Genomic DNA, 18,475 nt, shown 5'->3' on the forward strand with positions numbered 1-18,475 from the left:
CCATAGTAAATCCTCCTGTCTGGTGATCCACTAAAACAGTTGCTTTTCACCCTCATTCATAACGTAAATTGATGTTTGAGCGTTCATTTTCTTTTGCATGTGTAGCAAGCGGAATAGTGCGGAGTGCGAAGTGTGATCGCCCATACGCCAGCTTGCATTGCCATATCCCCAAGGGATCATGATTTTACAATTCAGATCTTGTGCCGCTACGAGAGCATCTTCAGGTGTCGTATGCACCTTTCGATACCACTCCGGACGGCTTTCGCTAAAGTATGATGCGATAGGAAGCAAGCACACATCAATTTCACCATAGCGTTCAGCGATATCGTTGAAGTGTGGCGAATATCCAGTATCTCCGGCAAAGAACAAACGTTTACCTGCGTGTTCGAGTACCCAACCGCCCCAAAGGCTTTGGTTCTGATCTAACAGTGTCCGGCTACTGAAATGGTGTGCGGGTACAAAATGCGCGGTTACATCACCGATTTTCTTTTGAGAGTACCAACCCATTTCGCTGACCTGATAATCGCCGCCGGGGAAACGCTTTGCTAACCCTAAAGGCAACAGGAACTGTGCTTCGTTGTTTATTTTCTCTATGTCTGCTCTGTTGAAATGATCATAGTGATTGTGTGAATACATTACCGCATCCACTTTTTCCAGTGTCTCAAACTCCACAGCATCGGCAGGCTGACGGTTGAACCCTTGGGTAACACGAAATCCCCAATTCACAGGCCAATCAAATTGCCCAAATACGGGATCGAAGAGAAACACCTGTCCATTGTCCGTTTGTACCCTGAAACTTGCGTGCCCCAACCAGTGCAGATCGAAACCTGCCACATCTTTAATGGTCGGTTGTGCTCCTATGTACTGACAGTCGTGCATGTTCTCGCTGCACTTGATGTCGTCAGTCGGTGGATAACAATCGCCCTCACAGCTGATTGGATACTCTTCAACATCAGGGAAAAGGTTAATGAAATAACGGGTGGCATCCTCAGTATCGCCCTTCTGTCGAGAGTATTTCTCTATCGGCAAATCTGTGTTGACGATTTCAACCTGATTGCTCGAATTAAATGAAGGTAAGAAGATGGTGACGCACACAGCCAAAATGACTGCCAAGAACATCAAAAGAAACCACTTTTTCATTACAAATCCCTTTGTTAACCACGAGCACACATTTTCAAGACGCCCTCGTTTATGACATAAGAAAGTGTGCTAGATCAAAACCTATACCAAACTGTGCAAGGAAAATGTCAACGCGAAATCCCAACAGTTTCCCTTGCTAATCAGCACAGTAGATAATGACGACGCTCGAATCGACCGCACTCGTTTCAGACATTCTAGGCGAAAAAGAAATGAAGCGGCTATGGTGGAGAGGAGCCGCTTTCATAAAGATGGAATTAGATAGGATGAAGTGCGAGGCAGTTAAACAAATATATGTATTAAGCGCATGGTTTATATAGCCTTCTCTACCCAGTTAACGCTTTTTTCAATTGCTCAATCATCGCTACTGAATGATCGTTGTCACCATGTACACATATGGTGTCAACGTTTAGTGTCAGCGTCTTTCCGCTGTGACTGGTAATCGTGCCCTCTTTGGCCAACTGCAAAACCTGCGCTTCAATAGCCGTATTATCTTTCAAAACTGCACCTTCTCGACTGCGAGGCATCAAACTTCCTTCATCGGTATACGCCCGATCGGCAAACGCCTCTTTGATCAGCGTGACGCCGTAGCTGGCTGAAATCGAATCAAACTCGCTCATGTCTGATTTAGCCAGCATCATGAGATTGTTGGTGTACGGAAGTGATGCAACCGCACCGACGACAGCTTCAAAGATTCCTTTATTCGCCATCATGTCGTTATACAGAGCGCCATGCGGTTTTATGTAAGAAACTTGAGCACCGTATTGTCGACATATCGCATCAAGCGCACCGGCTTGATAGGCAACAAGGTGTTTGATTTGATTTAGGCTGTGGGGAATCGAACGTCTACCAAAGCCAACTTTGTCATCGTAGGAAGGATGAGCACCAATTGTGACACTATGTTGAACAGCCAAACGTACCGTTTTCGCCATGGTGTCTGGGTCTGAGGCATGGAAACCACAAGCGACATTTGCCATATCAATCCAAGGCATCACTTCTTCGTCCATACCCATTGACCAAGGGCCAAAGCTTTCGCCCATATCACAATTCAGTTTCATGGTTCTCTCCCGTTTTCTTTTAATTGTCGGACAGGATTAACGCCTCTACCAGCCCGAAAAACTGCAAAGCAGGAGTATTCCACTAAGCCATTGTTTGTTCTACCAAGGAATGACAGTTCCGTCGTGATGGTACAGTTTTCCCGAGCTGTATGGCGTTTGAGACGCGAAAATAGCGGCAATTCTCTGCGCTGTTAATGTGTCCTCATACAGCTTATCTTTCGGCCAATTTTTCGTGAAAGGCGCAGACAGCGCTGAAGGCGTTGTACCGGGGTGAACAGCAATCACCGAACAGCCCGGTGCTCTTCGCTGCCACTCTATGGACAGATTTTTGAGAAACATATTGAGAGCAGCTTTGCTCATGCGGTAACTGTACCATCCCCCTAACTGGTTATCTTCAATACTGCCCACTTTGGCACTGAGAGACAGCCAACGAATATTGCTCTTTGACGATATAAAACCCGCGACGCCCTGAGCCAGATGAACATGGGTAGCTACGTTCACTTTGAGGCTTTCTTGCAACCAATTCAGTTTAAGCTGCTTAAGATTTTTCTCAGGGAGGTTTGTTTCATCGTATAACTGACCGCAACAACAAATAACGCCACTAAGCTTTATGTTTTCCTTTTTCAGCCAGTTTTTAACATCGTCTACTGACGTTTCATCTGCAAGGGCTGTCACAAGGTGAGAAGAAGAAAGGTTGTGCGGCTCAGGGTACCGACTGACCGTTACAATGCGGTATCCGGATTCATATAATCTCTCAATTAATGCTTTTGCTATTGTCCCATGTGAGCCAGCCACCATTAATGTCTCTGCCATCCATCCGCCTCCTCTAAATTTGCTAACATTCGAAATATTCGCTAATTTTTATGCGCCGTTAAGCCTCATTGGTGTTTTCTACGTACAACTCAAATCAAAAGCTTACATACAAGACGGGAATACTAAAAATTTATGGGAAACCCTCACATTCTCATCACCGGAGCAGGGCAACGCATCGGCCTCTCACTCGCTGAAAACTTTCTGGAACAAGGCTATCAGGTTATTGCCTCGTATCGCACGCGCCGTGCGTCAATTGAACGCCTTGAAACTAGAGGAGCCAAATGCATCCAAGCTGACTTTTCCAGTGATGATGGTATTCGTTCGTTTATTGAAAACGTAAAATCAGTGACCAGTTCGCTGCGAGCAATTGTTCATAATGCTTCCGACTGGAACGCAGAAAAATATGCCGACTGCCCTGCTTCACTGATCAACGACATGATGCAAGTACATGTTAAGGCACCTTACCTGATCAATCTGGCGCTCTCAGCATCACTCGATGCGGATAATGGGTCCTGCGCCGATATCATTCACATGACAGATTATGTGGTTCAAAAAGGCAGCCATAAGCACATTGCCTACGCGGCTAGTAAAGCAGCATTGGAGAACCTTACTTTATCGTTTGCCCAACAACTCGCACCCACCGTCAAGGTAAACAGTATTGCACCGGCCCTGATTATGTTTAATGAGGGTGATGATGAAACCTATCAGAAGAAAGCGCTATCCAAGTCGCTACTTGGCATTGCGCCGGGTGCAAATGAGGTCGTTAAAGCAGTAAATTACCTATTAGAAAGTGACTACATGACAGGCCAGATCTTAAAACTTGATGGCGGCCGCGCCCTCAAGTGAAAAAATAAGGAATAAGAGATGCATAACGCCATTATTACAATTACAAACCTTCGTCTGAGAACATATATCGGCTTTAACCCTGAAGAGCAAGAGAAGCGTCAGGATGTAGTGCTAAATATCGAGATTCACTACCCGGGTGAAAAAGCTTGCATGAATGACACCGTAGACGACGCTCTTAACTACAAAGTAGTGACTAAAGCGATTATTGAGCATGTGGAAAACGGACGATTCTTGCTGCTCGAAAAACTCGTGTCAGACGTCCTCGATATCTCCACTGAGCATTCGTGGGTCACTTATGCAAAGGTTACTATCGATAAGCCGCATGCCTTACGCTTCGCAGACTCAGTTTCTCTAAGTCTTAGCTGGTCAAAACCTGAATGATGAAGCTATTCGGTTTAGAAAAGTAAAAAACGCGCCCTTAAGGCGCGTTTTTTATCGGTATTGACTCAAGGTTTATGCTGTTTGGCCTTGCTGTATCCCAACTCTCGCTGACGCATATAGGTCGAGATACTGTTGGGCTGAATCATCCCAATCAAAACGACAGCTCATTGCATTCATCTGCACACGTTTAAACTCAACAGGATTCTGAGCATGTAGCAAAAGTGCACGCTGCATAGCAATCAATAATGCTGAAGGCTCCGGTGATTCAAAAATGAAGCCAGTTGCAAATTCTGGGTTAGCATCATAATCAATCACAGTGTCTTTTAGACCACCTACGTTTCTTACTAGAGGCAGTGTGCCATAAACCATGCTGTACATTTGATTCAAACCACATGGCTCAAATTCAGACGGCATAAGGAATACATCAGCACTGGCTTCAACCCAGTGAGCAAGCTTATTGCTGTAGGCCTCTACAAACGCAAATTTTTCTTTATATTCTGTGGCTATCTCATTCAGCTGATGCGCAATCGCAGGGTCACCCGTTCCAACAATCACTACTTGAACATCATTCAACAGGAATTGGCGCAAGATAGGCACCAAGTACTGTAGACCTTTTTGCTCTGTCAGGCGGCAAACCATACCAAACATAGGCAAATCTTTTTGCGGGAGCGATACTTCAGCTTGAAGCGCTTTTTTACAGGCTTTTTTGCCACGCGTCATGCTTGTTTTGTTGGCTTTGAATTTCTGGGGGATCAGTTCATCAATCTCAGGGTTCCAATCGCCGTAATCACAACCGTTAACGATACCGACAAGATCATTTGCTCTCGCAGAAAAATCCCAGCCCATACCTTGTGAGCCAAGATCTGTCAGCAGCTCTTTAGCATAATTTGGGCTTACGCCATTGATCTTGTCTGCGTACGCAACACCAGCTTTGAGAAAAGCAATGTGGTGGTGATCAATCTCAATGTGAGCAAAGCGTTCACGCGTGAGTTCAGGGATCAGTTTCAATTCAGCGTATGAGAACACGCCTTTAAATACGGCATTGTGGATGGAAATAACAGAGCGGGTGTCAGCAAAAAACTCATTATGCTGATAACGATTTTTTAGCAGAAATGGAACCAGACCAGTATGCCAGTCGTTGGCATGCACAATATCAGGACGAAAGTTTAATTTCTCCGTCAAATCCAGCGATGCCACACTCAGGAAAGCGAAGCGTTCACCGTTATCGTGGTAAGCCTGATTATTTTCAGCGTAAAGAGACTCTCTGTCGAAATAACGACGACAATCAATAGCCCAAACCTTTACGCCATCCGTTTCGAGTTCACGAACCTGATAATCGATATAGGTGTCGTTGTCTGCCAGCAGCGCAGTATCAAGCACAACAGGCGCGTCAAACGAGCCTGTTATAGAACGGTAACAAGGGACAACAACATGTACATCGTGCCCCTTGCCCTGCAGAGACTTCGGGAGTGATTTGGCTACATCAGCCAAACCACCGGTTTTTGCCAGCCCCTCAATTTCAGAGGCAACAAAAAGAATATTGAGATTACTCAAAACCTACCCTCTCACCTTTCGGGATGGTGACGATGCCATCGGCCGACACATCGAAGCGCTGACGGTCCAAGTCGATGTTTTCACCAATCACAGTGCCTTCTGCAATCTCAACATCTTTATCGATGATGCAGCGGCGCAGACGGCAATTCTTACCAATTTTGGTGTCGCCCAGCAGCACACACTCGCTGATCAAGGTACCGTTATCGATGTTGCTGCGGAAACCAAGGACTGATTTGTGAATTTGCGCACCCTGAATGTAACTACCTGCAGAAATCAGGCTGTTTGTTACTTTCACCTTACTGTCGCCCGCGTCAGTAAATGTTGCAGGTGGTAGTGGCGGGTAATAGGTGTGCAGCGGCCACTGACGATTGTATAAAGAGAAAGGAGGATTCTCTTCTAACAAATCCATATGTGCTTCCCAATAAGCATCAATGGTACCTACATCGCGCCAATAAACGTTTTCTTTTTCACCCGGAATAGAGTTTTGCGTAAAGTCATAAACGAACACTTTACCTTCAGGGAAAAGTTTCGGAATGATGTCTTTACCGAAGTCATGGCTTGAATCATCATTCTCAGCATCTTCTGTCAGTTCTTTCGCTAAGACGTCAGCCTCAAATATATAGTTACCCATAGAAACAAGCGCATGTTCAGGATCGCCCGGCACACACTTGGGGTTAGCTGCTTTTCTTCAAAACCAATCATACGCCCATCTTCATCGACTTCAATCACACCAAACGCCGACGCTTCGCTGATTGGCATCTTAAGTGCCGATACTGTCAGCGCTGCATCCTTTGCACTATGGAAATCCAGCATCTGACGAATATCCATTTTATAGATATGGTCACTACCAAAAATCGCTACTTGTGCAGGGTCCGCAAGTTCAATAAAGCGGATGTTTTGATAGATAGCGTCAGCCGTTCCGTCATACCAGCGTTTACCCATTCGCATTTGAGCAGGAATAGTATCTATAAAACGACCAGAAAGGCCTGTGATGTTCCAGCCTTGTTTCAGGTGATGATTAAGTGACTGAGACTTGAATTGGGTGAGAACATAGATTTGAAGCAAATCAGCGTTCAGAAAGTTGTTAAGTGCGAAATCGATGAGGCGATAAGACCCACCGAATGGCACAGCTGGTTTACTTCGGTTTTTTGTTAGCGGACGAAGACGCGACCCCTCACCACCAGCCAAAATCATTCCGAGTACACCCTTAGCCATAAATCCTCCTGCAGCAAAGCAAATAAATAAATCCGTTTTTAGTTTTAGTCGGCAGTATACACTGACCAAGAAACTAGACGACCATAAACAGAATCAAACAGACGGGAAATAAGACAAAACTACGACATTATTTTTAAAAGTGTGACATCGAATACATTAAGCATGTCAATCAAATTTGGTGTTACGATCAGTAAGTTACGAATTCGTAAACTGACTACAAGTACCAAATATAACCGTCAATTCACACAATTAACATAAAGCAATCATTTAGCCCACAAAGCCGCTGAAAATGTAAAATTTGCCGAAAGAAAGAGACAAGGCAAGAATGAGATCTTAGTCACTATCCTCTGGAGATTGCTTGCGTAAAGTAACAAGCCACCTAAAAAGCACAACAAATAAATAACAGGAAGGCAGCATGGACTTCAATCCAATTCTCTTTCGGCATCAACTTCACAGACACCCCGAGGTTTCCGGAAAAGAGAATTGGACAGCCAATTATATTGCCAACACTTTACGTCAACTCGGCTATAAACCCGTTACCGGTATCGGTGGATATGGCATCGTTGTGTCAATAAAAGGCCCTTCACCCGGGCCAAATCTCCTCTTTCGTGCAGACATAGATGCACTTCCCATACCAGAAAGGTCAACACACGATCATATTTCTGAAAATAAGGGCATCATGCACGCATGTGGCCATGATGGACATGCTGCAAGCCTTATGTCATTGGCGCACCAATTGAGGCAACAACAATTACAGCGAGGCAGTGTCCACATGATTTTTCAACCAGCAGAAGAGAATGGAACGGGTGCTCGTGCAATGCTGAAAGACGACAAATGGAAACAGGTAGATATTGACTACTGTTTTGGTTACCACAACATTCCTGGTTATCCCATAGGACAAATACTCACGCGTACTAACACGTTTTCTTATGCCTCAACAGGTATGATTGTCGAATATGAAGGGTCAGAGGCGCATGCTGCTTACCCTGAAGATGGCAATGACCCAACCCAACCTATGATGAAGTTTATTGAGGCAACAAAGTCTTTTGAATCAGCGGAAAAATCAAAATTTTTCATCACACTTGTGCATCTCCATATCGGCAAACCTGCTTTCGCAACGACCCCAGGAAAAAGCAAAGTGATGGTGACCATCAGGAGCAACAGCAACAAGGTTTTCAGACAAAAATGCACCAAAATAGAGCAATTAGCACGAAAGATTGCACAAGAAAATAACCTTTCAGCCGTTGTTCAATGGAAAGATAAATTTAGAGCGATAGTGAACCACAGAGAGGCAAATCTTATTTTATCGCAGGCATGCAAGGAGCTAGGATTTGATACCGAGAATTTACCTGAGGCGATGAGGTGGTCGGAGGACTTCTCACACTTTTCAGACAAATGGCCAGCGGCATTTTTCGGCATTGGCAGCGGTTCTCAACACACCGCTTTGCAAGAGCCTGATTATGATTTTCCAGATACCTTGATTGATATATCCAGCAAGGTATTCGAGAAGATTATTCGCAATCTCAATGGGCTAAAGTAACCCATAAAAAAGCCCGCTTGTGGCGGGCTCAGATATTCATTACCAAATTAACGTTAGCATGTACTAATGTTATTTGTTGCGACGCTCTCTCACTGCTTCAGCAAGTTGACGCAATACATTTTCAGTATCGCTCCAACCAATACATGCATCTGTAATGCTCTGACCATAAGTCAGTTCTTTACCAACAACTAAATCTTGACGCCCTTCAACAAGATGACTTTCGATCATTACACCAAAGATGGCATCATTTCCAGAAGCAATCTGAGCTGAAACATCGTTAGACACGACCATCTGGCGCTCGTATTTCTTGCTGCTGTTAGCATGGCTGAAATCAATCATCAGTTTTTGTCGTAGTTTTGCAGACTCCAACTCACTGGTAACCGCATCAACGTCTTCTTTCGAGTAGTTAGGTGCCTTACCACCGCGAAGGATAATGTGACAATCTTCATTACCCGCAGTTTCGACGATCGCTGAATGACCGTATTTCGTCACTGAAAGGAAATGGTGTGGTGATTCGGCCGAGCGAATCGCATCAGTAGCGATCTTGATGTTTCCATCTGTACCATTTTTAAAGCCAACTGGGCATGAAAGACCAGATGCAAGTTCACGGTGAACCTGTGACTCTGTAGTACGCGCTCCGATTGCACCCCAGCTGATAAGGTCCGCCATATATTGCGGAGTGATCATATCGAGAAACTCACCCGCTGTTGGTAAGCCCATGTCAGTGATATCTAACAGAAGCTTGCGGCCCATACGCAGGCCATCGTTAAGATTAAAGCTATTATCTAAAAACGGGTCGTTGATTAGACCTTTCCAGCCTACGGTGGTTCTTGGTTTTTCAAAATAAACACGCATGACCACTTCGAGGTCATCAGACAGCTCTTCACGAAGAGCTTTCAACTTACGGCCATATTCAACCGCAGCATCAGTGTCGTGAATTGAACAAGGACCGACGACTACCAGCAGTCTGTCGTCCTTATCGTTAAGAATATTGTGAATGGCCTGGCGAGCTTTAAATACCGTTTCAGACGCATTCTCTGATGAAGGATAACGCTCCAGAATTGCAACCGGAGGCAGAAGTTCTTTAATCTCGCTAATGCGGACGTCGTCAGTTTGGTAAATGCTCATCTCTTTGTCCTGCTTTACATCACATCTGATGCTCTCACGTTGATTTTTGTAGAGCATCCTTCCATTGCCAAGTAATAACCTAACGTTATCGCCTTTAGAGTGCAAACATATTTTTACAAAGTTTTTGCTTTAAATTCATCCTGTAAGCTTGCTAATCGTACTTTTTGTGTTGCTCAGGCCTCCTGAACAGTGCATAGAGAAAAGATGAGTTTTACAAAATTGTTACTTTGAAATGGCGCAGAATAAGTGTCACAACAGAAAGAAAACCATACTAAACCATTGAATTAAATAATTTAATATTAAAAATAATCGCAATTGTACTCGATGACTTTTGGCGTTATAGAAGATAATTGCAAATAAGTAGCACTTTCATTTCATTAATATTTGAATACGTCATTTTTACTCATCTTGAGTGTTAACAGCTTTTAAACGTTTGTTCACCGTTGTGAATTTGGCTGCGACGAAAAATTACTTTTTATGACTCAGGCATCATTCTCATATTCGATACATTTGACCATCATTGTCTACACTGAAATCTATCAATAGTATTTTGTGAAGGGCAATGCTATGTTTTTTAGACTAAAACGCATGCAACATCAGCTTCTCACTTTGACCTTTTGTCTTCTACCTTTTCAGACATTGGCCTATCAGACATCAGGAACTGCGTTAGTACCTGCAAACTCTAAACTGGATATTGGGCTTATTGACGGCGGTTCAAGCTTTTTGGTTGAAGGGCAATTTCCCTTTTCGAGCCTCGGTCATGTATCTCTGACTGCAGGGAGTCGGCTTGAAGGAGATTGGGTGATCGCAACAGGTTTAGGGTTTACGACGCCTTTCACGGAGTTCATCGATATTTCCGGAGACGCACAAATCTATAGTGTGAAGTTTGAAAAGGAACAAGAAGAAGAGTTTGGAAAGTTTGCCGTTGGGCTCAGTCTCGAGGCAACAACCTACCTATCACAAATGCTGGATGCGAGTGTAAAACTAGGAAATGTGTCTTTTGGCGGGGAAGACTCTCAAGCTGTATTGGAGTTCGGTGGAAGACTATACATTTCTAACCATTTCTCTATCGGGCTGTCTTACCTTGCCAACGGTCTATACGAAGATACATTTAAGCTAAGTATCAGTAGCAAATAGCAAATAGCAAATAGCAAGACATTTGAATAAAGCTGTGGATTCACCACAGCTCTTCAGCTGCCTTATCAACACTCGATTTTTGTGTTTTGACCAACTGCTTATGTATTGCGAGAGCAGCATTTTGCAGGCGGGGATGAATTTGGTCTTTGTTTTTAGCGATTTTATCTCGATTCAGGTTGATAATTGATGCCGTGATACAAGCCGCAACCTTTACCTTCTTTGCTTTCTGCGCATACATAGCGGTCTTTATTGCCATGAACACTTTCTGGTCATCCTTCTTATAGTTTTTCTTTGCATAGCGCTCAAAACGAACAAAGTCTGACATATAGTTAGAGTGAAGAATCGTTACATTCTTATCGTAGTAATCTTTGAAATCTTTGTAACTGCCAGCATTATTTTTACGTAGTAACGACAGCACCCAGTCAGTCGACTTGACCGGAGTACCAATCAGTAACAGCTTTAGCCAAGCAAACATGTGCACCTCCATTTACGTCCGAAAGCCACTCACAAAACCAGCTTATCGAAAGCAAACTTCTAAGTAGGTAAATTGAACAATTAAGAGTAAATATTTGTGAGTGATCACACGCTTTTTAATGGATGTAAACGAGTTGCGTATAGGGAATGCAGCTTAATGAAAACAGGTTCGCGAATAAATAAGCAGATGGCCAGCTCTAAGCTAACAACAGCAAAATTGAATATACACACATCAAAAATCGGGCTAAAAATACTGATTTTTTGATAATGGTGCAAGAGAATTGGCTCAAATGAAGGGTAATTTACGCCACCTGAATGACGAATTAATGCTAATAGAACATATATCCGCGAGCCGAATGTGAGGTAATTAATAAAATCAAGGGGTTAGATTAAGACAGAAATATTTACGCTGTTGTGTCAATGGTTATCGAATATCGGTTTTCTTCACGTGGGATCATATAGAGAATTTGTTGGCCCATCGATGGGTGAGAGATAATGTAATTACCTTGGGGGAATTCCGCATGATTAGGGCCAAGTAACACTATTGTGTACCTTTCTATGTGAAGACCCTCATGGATTTCGCCATTTCTGTCATGCTCTTCAACAGACTCAATCATAACGTCGAATTCATTCTCAGCACCATCAAGGACCATCACATTTTGTCCTTCAAGTTTTGAAATATTTTCCCACGACAAAACGTTCATCTATCACCTCAAACTGCGTTTAAAATCATAAGCATGGCTGAATACCAACACTTTAAGCATAGACATTTTTTCAGCAGAATCTAACTAAATGATGCTTTTGTGTTACTAATACAAAAAATTAACAGCGCAATGCGCCCCCCATCACATCAGATACCACTAGCATGCATGATTAGCGTATTGTGTACGTAATAAACGCACACGTTAAAATCGTCTTTTCTTATAATAATTTTCTTTTTTTAGTTATTTGAAAATACCAAAGACGTCGGTGGCGACTTTTCATCTAAATCCTTAAAAATTAAAAGCTTAATTAAATAAACATGATTTGATAGGTCGTCAGTAGATTAATTTTCTCTACTTAGATTCTCACCAATATAATTTCCTGTACATCCAATATTTAATGACGAGCGTCACTACGATGATGATAAGGCGTTATTAATTTGTTACCGGAATACTATATTCATTAACTATCGAGACAAAAATAAGAAAAGCCACCAACTAGTGGTGCTTTTTAGTACTGATTTCTAGATCTAAAAACCTTTTGCAACCTTGCTATCTGCTCACTATGTAGAGCCTCCAGGCCTCGCGCCCGACCGTCTAGGTCAATTGACTATGGGCCACCAATCGAAGCAAGGTAATATCATTTTTGCGTATTCACTACGCGGTCTAACATTCCAAATTGTCATGTAACCTGTATACTTTCTCGACTGAGAAATAGTCCTCCAATGGTGACGCGACGCTCAAGGCATCATGAAACGGAACAGGTTACGATTAAAATAAAGCATCAACCGCTCTTTAAAGCCAACTGGTCGCACCAAACCTGTGAAATCGATCACATAAAGAGACTTGGATCACATTTTAATGAAATTAAGGCAGGGTTTATGCTTATCTTCTGTTCGTCGGCCTGAGGCGATAACCTTTTATTTTTTGACCTTATACATTCAATAACATATAGCTCGAGCGACTGTCTCAAGCATTAATGGCAGACCGATACGACAAAATTATTAATGAAATTACACTCTCCTTTCCGTTCTATACCTACCTCGCAAGCATCGCTGGGCATGGCTGTCATTGGGCTTGGCATTGTATGGTCACTTCACTTACCGTCTTTTGCAGGTCAGCTGCAGTTAGTAAGTACAGTGATTGGCGCCCTGTTGGTTTTACCTGTTTGCGGTAAATACCTTTTAGAGCCAAATCGATTTCTCACCGACATTAAACATCCTTTCTATGGAAGCTTGATGGCGCCGATGTCGATGTCTTTGATGCTCATTGCTGACTATTTAACGCAAGTACATGTAGAGTCAGCCGCTGTTCTTCTTTATTCTGCGTTTGCTCTTCATCTATTCATGATGGTGATGTTTTTTAGTTGGCAGCTTACACATTTCGATATGAAGCAGTTGTATCCAAGCTGGTTTCTGTATCCAGTTGGGATAATCAGTAGCACGCTTGCAGGCAGCAAATTAGGTTTTGCCGCTGAATCGCTCCAACTCATGCACATATGTATCGGAGCCTATTTCTGCATGTTGCCTGTTATTTTATATCGACTGGCATTTATGGGACGGTTACCCAAACACTGCAGACCTGTTGTTGCAATCATGGCAGCGCCTGTCAATCTCTCGCTATCCGCATACCTGACAAATTTCAGTGACCCCAATCCTGTTTTAGCTGGGGCACTAGGAGCAGTCGGTATCGTGATGACAATTTTTGTCTACCTTTGTTGCATCAGCTTACTGAGGCAAAAGTTTCAACCTGGACTTCTCGCACTGACATTCCCATCTGTCATTAGTGCAGTTGCGATTGAAAAGCTGTCGCAATGGTTAGCAACTCGCTACGAAGATTGGCAATGGTTATCATTGTTTGGGGCGATCGAGCTATTCATTGCGACATCAATTGTCATTTGGCTCAGCTATCAATATGCACATCATCATCGAATTTTTTCGATAATTAAGCTGCGCATAGCCCGCACTTGAAAAACTCATTGGTGATGATAAGAATGAAAAAAGCCACCGTTCGGTGGCTTTTATACTATTTCAGACGCTAGAACATTAATCTCTAATATTGAGTGCTTTAAGACGATTGTATAATGTTCTTTGGGTCAGCCCTAAATCCTCCATTACAAGATTCAGCTTTCCCTGATTCTTGTTAATTGAATCGAGGATTATCGCTTTTTCTACTCTGTGTAATTTTGTTTTCAGACTACCCTGAACATCATCTGATTCTGCTGCTTTCAGGTCGCGTGTAAGAGGCACCTCTCCATACAATATAAATTGTTCAGCGACCTGCCTGAGTTCCCACAAGTTTCCGGGCCAGTGGTAAGCCGCGAGCTGCTCTCTGATCGTGGCTGGTAATTGTGGGATCTGCATGCCTTGGTTGTCAGCAAACTTCTCTGCGTACTCGTAAAAAAGCCTGAATATACAATCCACCGAGCATTCGCGCAGTGAAGGTAGTTCAAGCTGATTGGTTCGCATGAGGAAGTAGAGACAATCATGAATCTTCTTGTCTTGGTAAAGCGCATCGAGAGAATACTGAGACGTACAATAAAGTCTCGGTTTCTTTATACCTGTATCTGAGTCGCTACTCACACGCACACGCGGGAATAATTTTTCCACGATACGCGCCTGAATAAATAAAGGTATTCTTTCGATCTCTGTAATAAGTAATGTGTAATCTTTATTTGCGTCCAGTGTTGGCTCTGGCAAATTAAAAGATTCATATGAAAGGTCGCTGTATGCAGAGCTATCAATAATGATGAGGTCGCCTTCAGTACCAGACACTCGATGCACAATACTTGCTACATTTAATTTCCCTGTTCCATATTCTCCTGAAATAAAAACTGTATAGGAACGACTCAAAATATCGACTTCTTGCCTAAGATTCGAGGCTATTCTTTTTTCTTCGACAAACTGAGATTCCCTCAACTGTTCCATGAAAACTCTCCCTATAGATCTGTCTTACTATTAATAAACCAGTAAGATTTACTAATATATTCAGTCCGTGAGTAAAATTTTTGCTTTATCAGGCGGAGTCTATTTGATGAACGTTATCTGCTCCTAAGCCTTGATCTACATCTATGTAGTTATATACCGTCAGCTCAATTGTAGTCGGAACTTCATTAAATGCAACAACTGGCAACCGTTTATCATAAACTTCTTGCATGTCCCAGAGGGGTCGTCTCAAGTCAGTGGCAGCTAATAGAATAATGGGAACTTTAGAATGTTCTACATAATCAGTTATTTCTTTAATTTGTCGATGCATCATCTCCATATGTTCATTCTGTAATGCTAAGAAAGCTTCCCCAGAATTAAGTCTTAAAAAAGTTCTACATAATTCTTCTAATTCTGGAGACAGTAATACCACATGTAAGATATCGTTATATAGATAGGTCTGTGTTATCTGTTTACCTAGACTATACCGTACATAATTTGTTAATACCGTGGGGTTTTTTTCTGAGTTACCAAATTCAACTAATACTTCAACAATTGTCGAAAACGTTCGTATAGCAACTTGTTCTTCAGCCAAAAACCTTAATACAGCCGAAATGGTAGGTATTGGAATAACACGCGTTAATTCTTCTATTAAGTCTGGTTTAGTTTCTGCAAGGAAAGTTAGATATGTTTTCGTTTCTTGCAATCCAAGGAAACTTGCACTGGTTCTAAATATTGTGTCTCTAAAACGCGGCACTATAAGATCTTTTGCAGTAAATCTGTGGTCTTTTTCAATATCGAGTGTTTCGCATTCACTCTCCATTAACCAGTAATAGTCGGTTTCTTTTCTTGTCTTGTCTTTCATCGATGACGAATATATATCGACTTTGTCGCTACTTTTTGAATCTACGAGTGCCCTTTTAACCGCAAACTTATCTTCTTCAACAGGAAACGTTGCTTTCATTTCGACAATTTCATTGACGAAAAATGCAAACTCATCATTTGATACTCGGTCTCGGAATACCACCAGAATTTCAGGCAGAAAAATACCGTAATCGATAACCAGTGTATTTCGGCATCTCCTAATATCTGAAATGAGTTCGTGCGCCTTTGTATCGTTTTCTCTGTCTGAGTGAAAACATAGAATATATGGGCTCGTCACCGACACATCCATAATATCTCTGTCACCAACGGTTCTTAAATCGACAGATTGATCTTGGTGCGCTGCCATTGCAGCCTGGAATGCACGTTGTTTTGCGATAATTGTTAGCCAAACACCCGAAGAGGCGGTCGACAAAATAATAAACACCACTGTTGGCATGCCTGGTACCGCAGAAAACGCAATCAGCACCAAGGTTGTAATTAACCACGCATTCGGTTGTGCTAAAAATTCCTTACCAATTTGAAGACCGACACTCTCTGGGGCTTGTTCATTTTGTGACGATGTAACACGCGAAACAATCAAGCCAGCGGTAAGCGATATTAAGAGTGCGGGAATCTGACCAACCAACCCATCACCAATCGTGAGAATCGAATAGATTTGAATCGCTTCCGAAAAATCGAGGTCAAACTGTAAAATACCGACGCTCAATCCACCGATGAGATTTACAAACACGATAATCAGACCAGCAATGGCATCACCCTTTACAAATTTCATGGCACCATCAAGCGCACCATACAAGCCACTTTCTTCTTGTAGCTTTGTCCGTTTATCCTGTGCTTGCTCACCAGTGATAACACCAGCACGTAAGTCACCGTCAATCGACATTTGCTTACCAGGCAATGCATCAAGGTTAAAGCGAGCCGCAACCTCGGCGATACGCTCAGAACCTTTGGCGATAACGATAAACTGAGCAATCGTAATAATAAGGAAGATCACAAGCCCGACGGCCAAGTTACCACCGGCAACAAAATTACCAAACGTGTCAACAATGTCTCCGGCGTCAGCCTGAAGCAGAATCTGTCGAGTTGTAGAGATAGTAATCGCGAGGCGGAAGAGTGTCGTCACAAGGAGGATTGCGGGGAATGTAGCAAATTCCGTTGGCTTAGGAATATACATCGCCAAGATGATCAGAAATATTGCAAAGCTTATGTTTAGCCCGATCAAAAAATCCAACATGACAGTTGGTAGTGGGACGATAAACATAAAAACGATAAAAACAACAAAGAGGATCAGTGCCAGTTCGGCACCGAACCCCCCACGAATGGACATCCGGTTAAGGAATTGTCTTATCATATTACCTCACCCGAAGCATCTGGGTCGTTTTTCTGGGTTGCCCCAAGTTGTCTTTGTCTATGGCAGACGTAATTCTCGTCACAATGTTTGTGATGTTCTGGCGGGTGCTGAAACATTCTGCTGGGCTCTCCCACAAGCACTCTTCCATATTATTGATAGCCTGATGAATAAGACACGCAACCCATGACATGTATTTTTCCTGTCCATTAGACAGCTGATAAACGATCTGGTTGACGTCGTTTAAGAAGACTGAATTTTTGGTTGCCTGGATGTAAAATTTAATCAGCTGAATCACACTCATTTGAACATCACCGACACGAATCTTTACTTCACTCAGCAGCTTGTTGCCGCTTTTCATCATGTTGGTCAGTTCATTCGTTCTGGACAAGTCAGCATACAGGGTTCTCAATTCGGCCCTTGAACGAAAGTTAGCGTGCTCATCGATGTTCTTAATCAGAGCTGCAGCAGTGGTAGTGCAACCGAGAATAAAACCTTCTTCGCCAAACTCAGAGATAATGAAATCCATGATGGTCTGTATAGACCTTTGCCGAGTACTTTATCGTAGTACATTTTTCTTGCCTGACGGCGCTTCACGGGGTCTTTTGACAGCACAGCGTAGAAGGAAGAGACTGAAAGCGATACCTGTACTTCTTTACCAAACCGGCCCTGTAACTCATTCGCCATGACCTGAAATTTATCAGCAAGCTTGGGATTGTCAGCATCAAGCGCACTAAAATATCCGCATTTAAGTGCGAGAAAACACAATGCTGGATCGTTTTTACAGATCTTGAGCATGTCGCGGAGGTCACCGCCGTTAAGCATTTTGTTTTCTAGTGTTTTAGCGAGTTTAAATATACTCTCGCAGACATCGTTACCCAGCTCCTTCGCCTTCAGCGAAATCCCTTTTTTAATGAATTCGATGTCTTTAGGCGACATATTCTGCTTATCTTTCTTAAAGCCCTGCCCCATGAAGAAGTCTTTAAAATCAAGCTCACGACCATCGACTTTTTTCTCTCGGCTTAAGCGAATCTCATTGAACTTCATTGAGACTTCTTCCAGCGAATCGAACGAGAAAAAGGTGTTTTGCATCATATTGCTAGACTGCGATTTCGCCGCATCTGGCTTCTGCTTGTTTTGAGAGTAGAGCATGTCATAGGCTGTTCCGCTGCCTAAGCCATTCATTCCGCTCAGCATGATTTCAATCCCCGTAAAACTATCGACTGATACTGAGTGCTTTTCAAGGGCGGTTAGTTACCAAAATTTCTGAATTTCTTGCTTATTTTTAGCGGCGACAAGCCCAGTCACCGCTAAATAACTCTTTACTAAAACAT

At 42.9% G+C, this 18,475-nt stretch carries 16 protein-coding genes and 1 pseudogene; 5 read left to right on the plus strand and 12 right to left on the minus strand.

Features of this window, described 5'->3' with window-relative positions:
- Positions 1-30 precede the first annotated feature (30 nt).
- The 3 genes from CS022_RS16850 to CS022_RS16860 all read right to left on the minus strand — a co-directional run bounded on the left by CS022_RS16850 (position 31) and on the right by CS022_RS16860 (position 3,008).
- Positions 31-1,140: an MBL fold metallo-hydrolase gene (locus CS022_RS16850; RefSeq protein WP_201746311.1), complete on the minus strand. Its 1,110-nt coding sequence runs from the start codon at positions 1,138-1,140 to the stop codon at positions 31-33.
- Between the two features lie 323 nt (positions 1,141-1,463).
- Positions 1,464-2,195 carry a 5-oxoprolinase subunit PxpA gene (locus CS022_RS16855; RefSeq protein ID WP_129123257.1) on the minus strand — a complete coding sequence of 244 codons (732 nt, stop codon included), beginning with the start codon at positions 2,193-2,195 and terminating at the stop codon, positions 1,464-1,466.
- A 99-nt stretch (positions 2,196-2,294) separates the two neighbouring features.
- Positions 2,295-3,008, minus strand: a complete 714-nt coding sequence (locus CS022_RS16860) for an SDR family NAD(P)-dependent oxidoreductase (protein WP_129123258.1) — start codon at positions 3,006-3,008, stop codon at positions 2,295-2,297.
- Positions 3,009-3,140: 132 nt separating this feature from the next.
- Here CS022_RS16860 and folM point away from each other — a divergent pair, with 132 nt between their 5' ends.
- Together folM and folX are read left to right on the plus strand one after the other, a co-directional pair.
- Positions 3,141-3,854 (plus strand): dihydromonapterin reductase, encoded by a 714-nt coding sequence (folM, locus tag CS022_RS16865; RefSeq protein ID WP_129123259.1) that lies wholly within the window; start codon positions 3,141-3,143, stop codon positions 3,852-3,854.
- Between the two features lie 18 nt (positions 3,855-3,872).
- Complete coding sequence (gene folX / locus CS022_RS16870; RefSeq protein ID WP_129123260.1) at positions 3,873-4,235, plus strand: dihydroneopterin triphosphate 2'-epimerase; 363 nt, start codon at positions 3,873-3,875, stop codon at positions 4,233-4,235.
- Positions 4,236-4,307: 72 nt separating this feature from the next.
- On the opposite strand, the gene glgA is transcribed toward folX, so the two are convergent.
- Both glgA and glgC read right to left on the minus strand, forming a co-directional pair.
- Positions 4,308-5,789: a glycogen synthase GlgA gene (gene glgA, locus CS022_RS16875; RefSeq protein ID WP_129123261.1), complete on the minus strand. Its 1,482-nt coding sequence runs from the start codon at positions 5,787-5,789 to the stop codon at positions 4,308-4,310.
- A pseudogene (gene glgC / locus CS022_RS16880) lies at positions 5,782-7,004 on the minus strand (glucose-1-phosphate adenylyltransferase). Before glgC ends, glgA begins: the two are co-directional and overlap by 8 nt.
- Before the next feature lie 415 nt (positions 7,005-7,419).
- Here glgC and CS022_RS16885 point away from each other — a divergent pair.
- Positions 7,420-8,544 (plus strand): amidohydrolase, encoded by a 1,125-nt coding sequence (locus tag CS022_RS16885; protein WP_129123262.1) that lies wholly within the window; start codon positions 7,420-7,422, stop codon positions 8,542-8,544.
- 69 nt (positions 8,545-8,613) lie between these two features.
- Here the strand turns inward: CS022_RS16885 and aroG are convergent, their stop codons facing one another.
- On the minus strand, positions 8,614-9,666 hold the full coding sequence (gene aroG, locus CS022_RS16890) for a 3-deoxy-7-phosphoheptulonate synthase AroG (RefSeq protein WP_328590404.1): 1,053 nt from the start codon (positions 9,664-9,666) through the stop codon (positions 8,614-8,616).
- 573 nt (positions 9,667-10,239) lie between these two features.
- On the opposite strand from aroG, the gene CS022_RS16895 reads away from it, so the two are divergent.
- Complete coding sequence (locus CS022_RS16895; protein WP_129123264.1) at positions 10,240-10,809, plus strand: hypothetical protein; 570 nt, start codon at positions 10,240-10,242, stop codon at positions 10,807-10,809.
- A gap of 40 nt (positions 10,810-10,849) precedes the next feature.
- Here the strand turns inward: CS022_RS16895 and CS022_RS16900 are convergent, their stop codons facing one another.
- Positions 10,850-11,284 (minus strand): hypothetical protein, encoded by a 435-nt coding sequence (locus tag CS022_RS16900; RefSeq protein WP_129123265.1) that lies wholly within the window; start codon positions 11,282-11,284, stop codon positions 10,850-10,852.
- Between the two features lie 403 nt (positions 11,285-11,687).
- Positions 11,688-11,987, minus strand: a complete 300-nt coding sequence (locus tag CS022_RS16905) for a DUF6916 family protein (RefSeq protein WP_129123266.1) — start codon at positions 11,985-11,987, stop codon at positions 11,688-11,690.
- Between the two features lie 1,004 nt (positions 11,988-12,991).
- On the opposite strand from CS022_RS16905, the gene CS022_RS16910 reads away from it, so the two are divergent.
- The gene (locus CS022_RS16910) at positions 12,992-13,954 is read left to right on the plus strand and encodes a TDT family transporter (RefSeq protein WP_235869570.1); all 963 of its coding nucleotides are present in this window, start codon (positions 12,992-12,994) and stop codon (positions 13,952-13,954) included.
- A 75-nt stretch (positions 13,955-14,029) separates the two neighbouring features.
- Here the strand turns inward: CS022_RS16910 and CS022_RS16915 are convergent, their stop codons facing one another.
- The 4 genes from CS022_RS16915 to CS022_RS16930 form a co-directional block, all read right to left on the minus strand.
- Entirely contained in the window at positions 14,030-14,911 is an 882-nt protein-coding gene (locus tag CS022_RS16915) for an AAA-type ATPase lid domain-containing protein (protein WP_129123267.1), read from the minus strand.
- An 88-nt stretch (positions 14,912-14,999) separates the two neighbouring features.
- Positions 15,000-17,144 carry a type III secretion system export apparatus subunit SctV gene (gene sctV, locus CS022_RS16920; RefSeq protein ID WP_129123268.1) on the minus strand — a complete coding sequence of 715 codons (2,145 nt, stop codon included), beginning with the start codon at positions 17,142-17,144 and terminating at the stop codon, positions 15,000-15,002.
- A gap of 1 nt (position 17,145) precedes the next feature.
- Positions 17,146-17,670, minus strand: a complete 525-nt coding sequence (locus CS022_RS16925; RefSeq protein WP_129123269.1) for a hypothetical protein — start codon at positions 17,668-17,670, stop codon at positions 17,146-17,148.
- Positions 17,598-18,338 carry an HrpJ domain-containing protein gene (locus CS022_RS16930; protein ID WP_129123270.1) on the minus strand — a complete coding sequence of 247 codons (741 nt, stop codon included), beginning with the start codon at positions 18,336-18,338 and terminating at the stop codon, positions 17,598-17,600. The genes CS022_RS16925 and CS022_RS16930 overlap by 73 nt, the downstream gene beginning before the upstream one ends.
- Positions 18,339-18,475: the final 137 nt, after the last annotated feature.

Origin of the sequence: Veronia nyctiphanis (assembly GCF_004116385.1) — a bacterium.
Lineage (GTDB): Bacteria > Pseudomonadota > Gammaproteobacteria > Enterobacterales > Vibrionaceae > Veronia > Veronia nyctiphanis.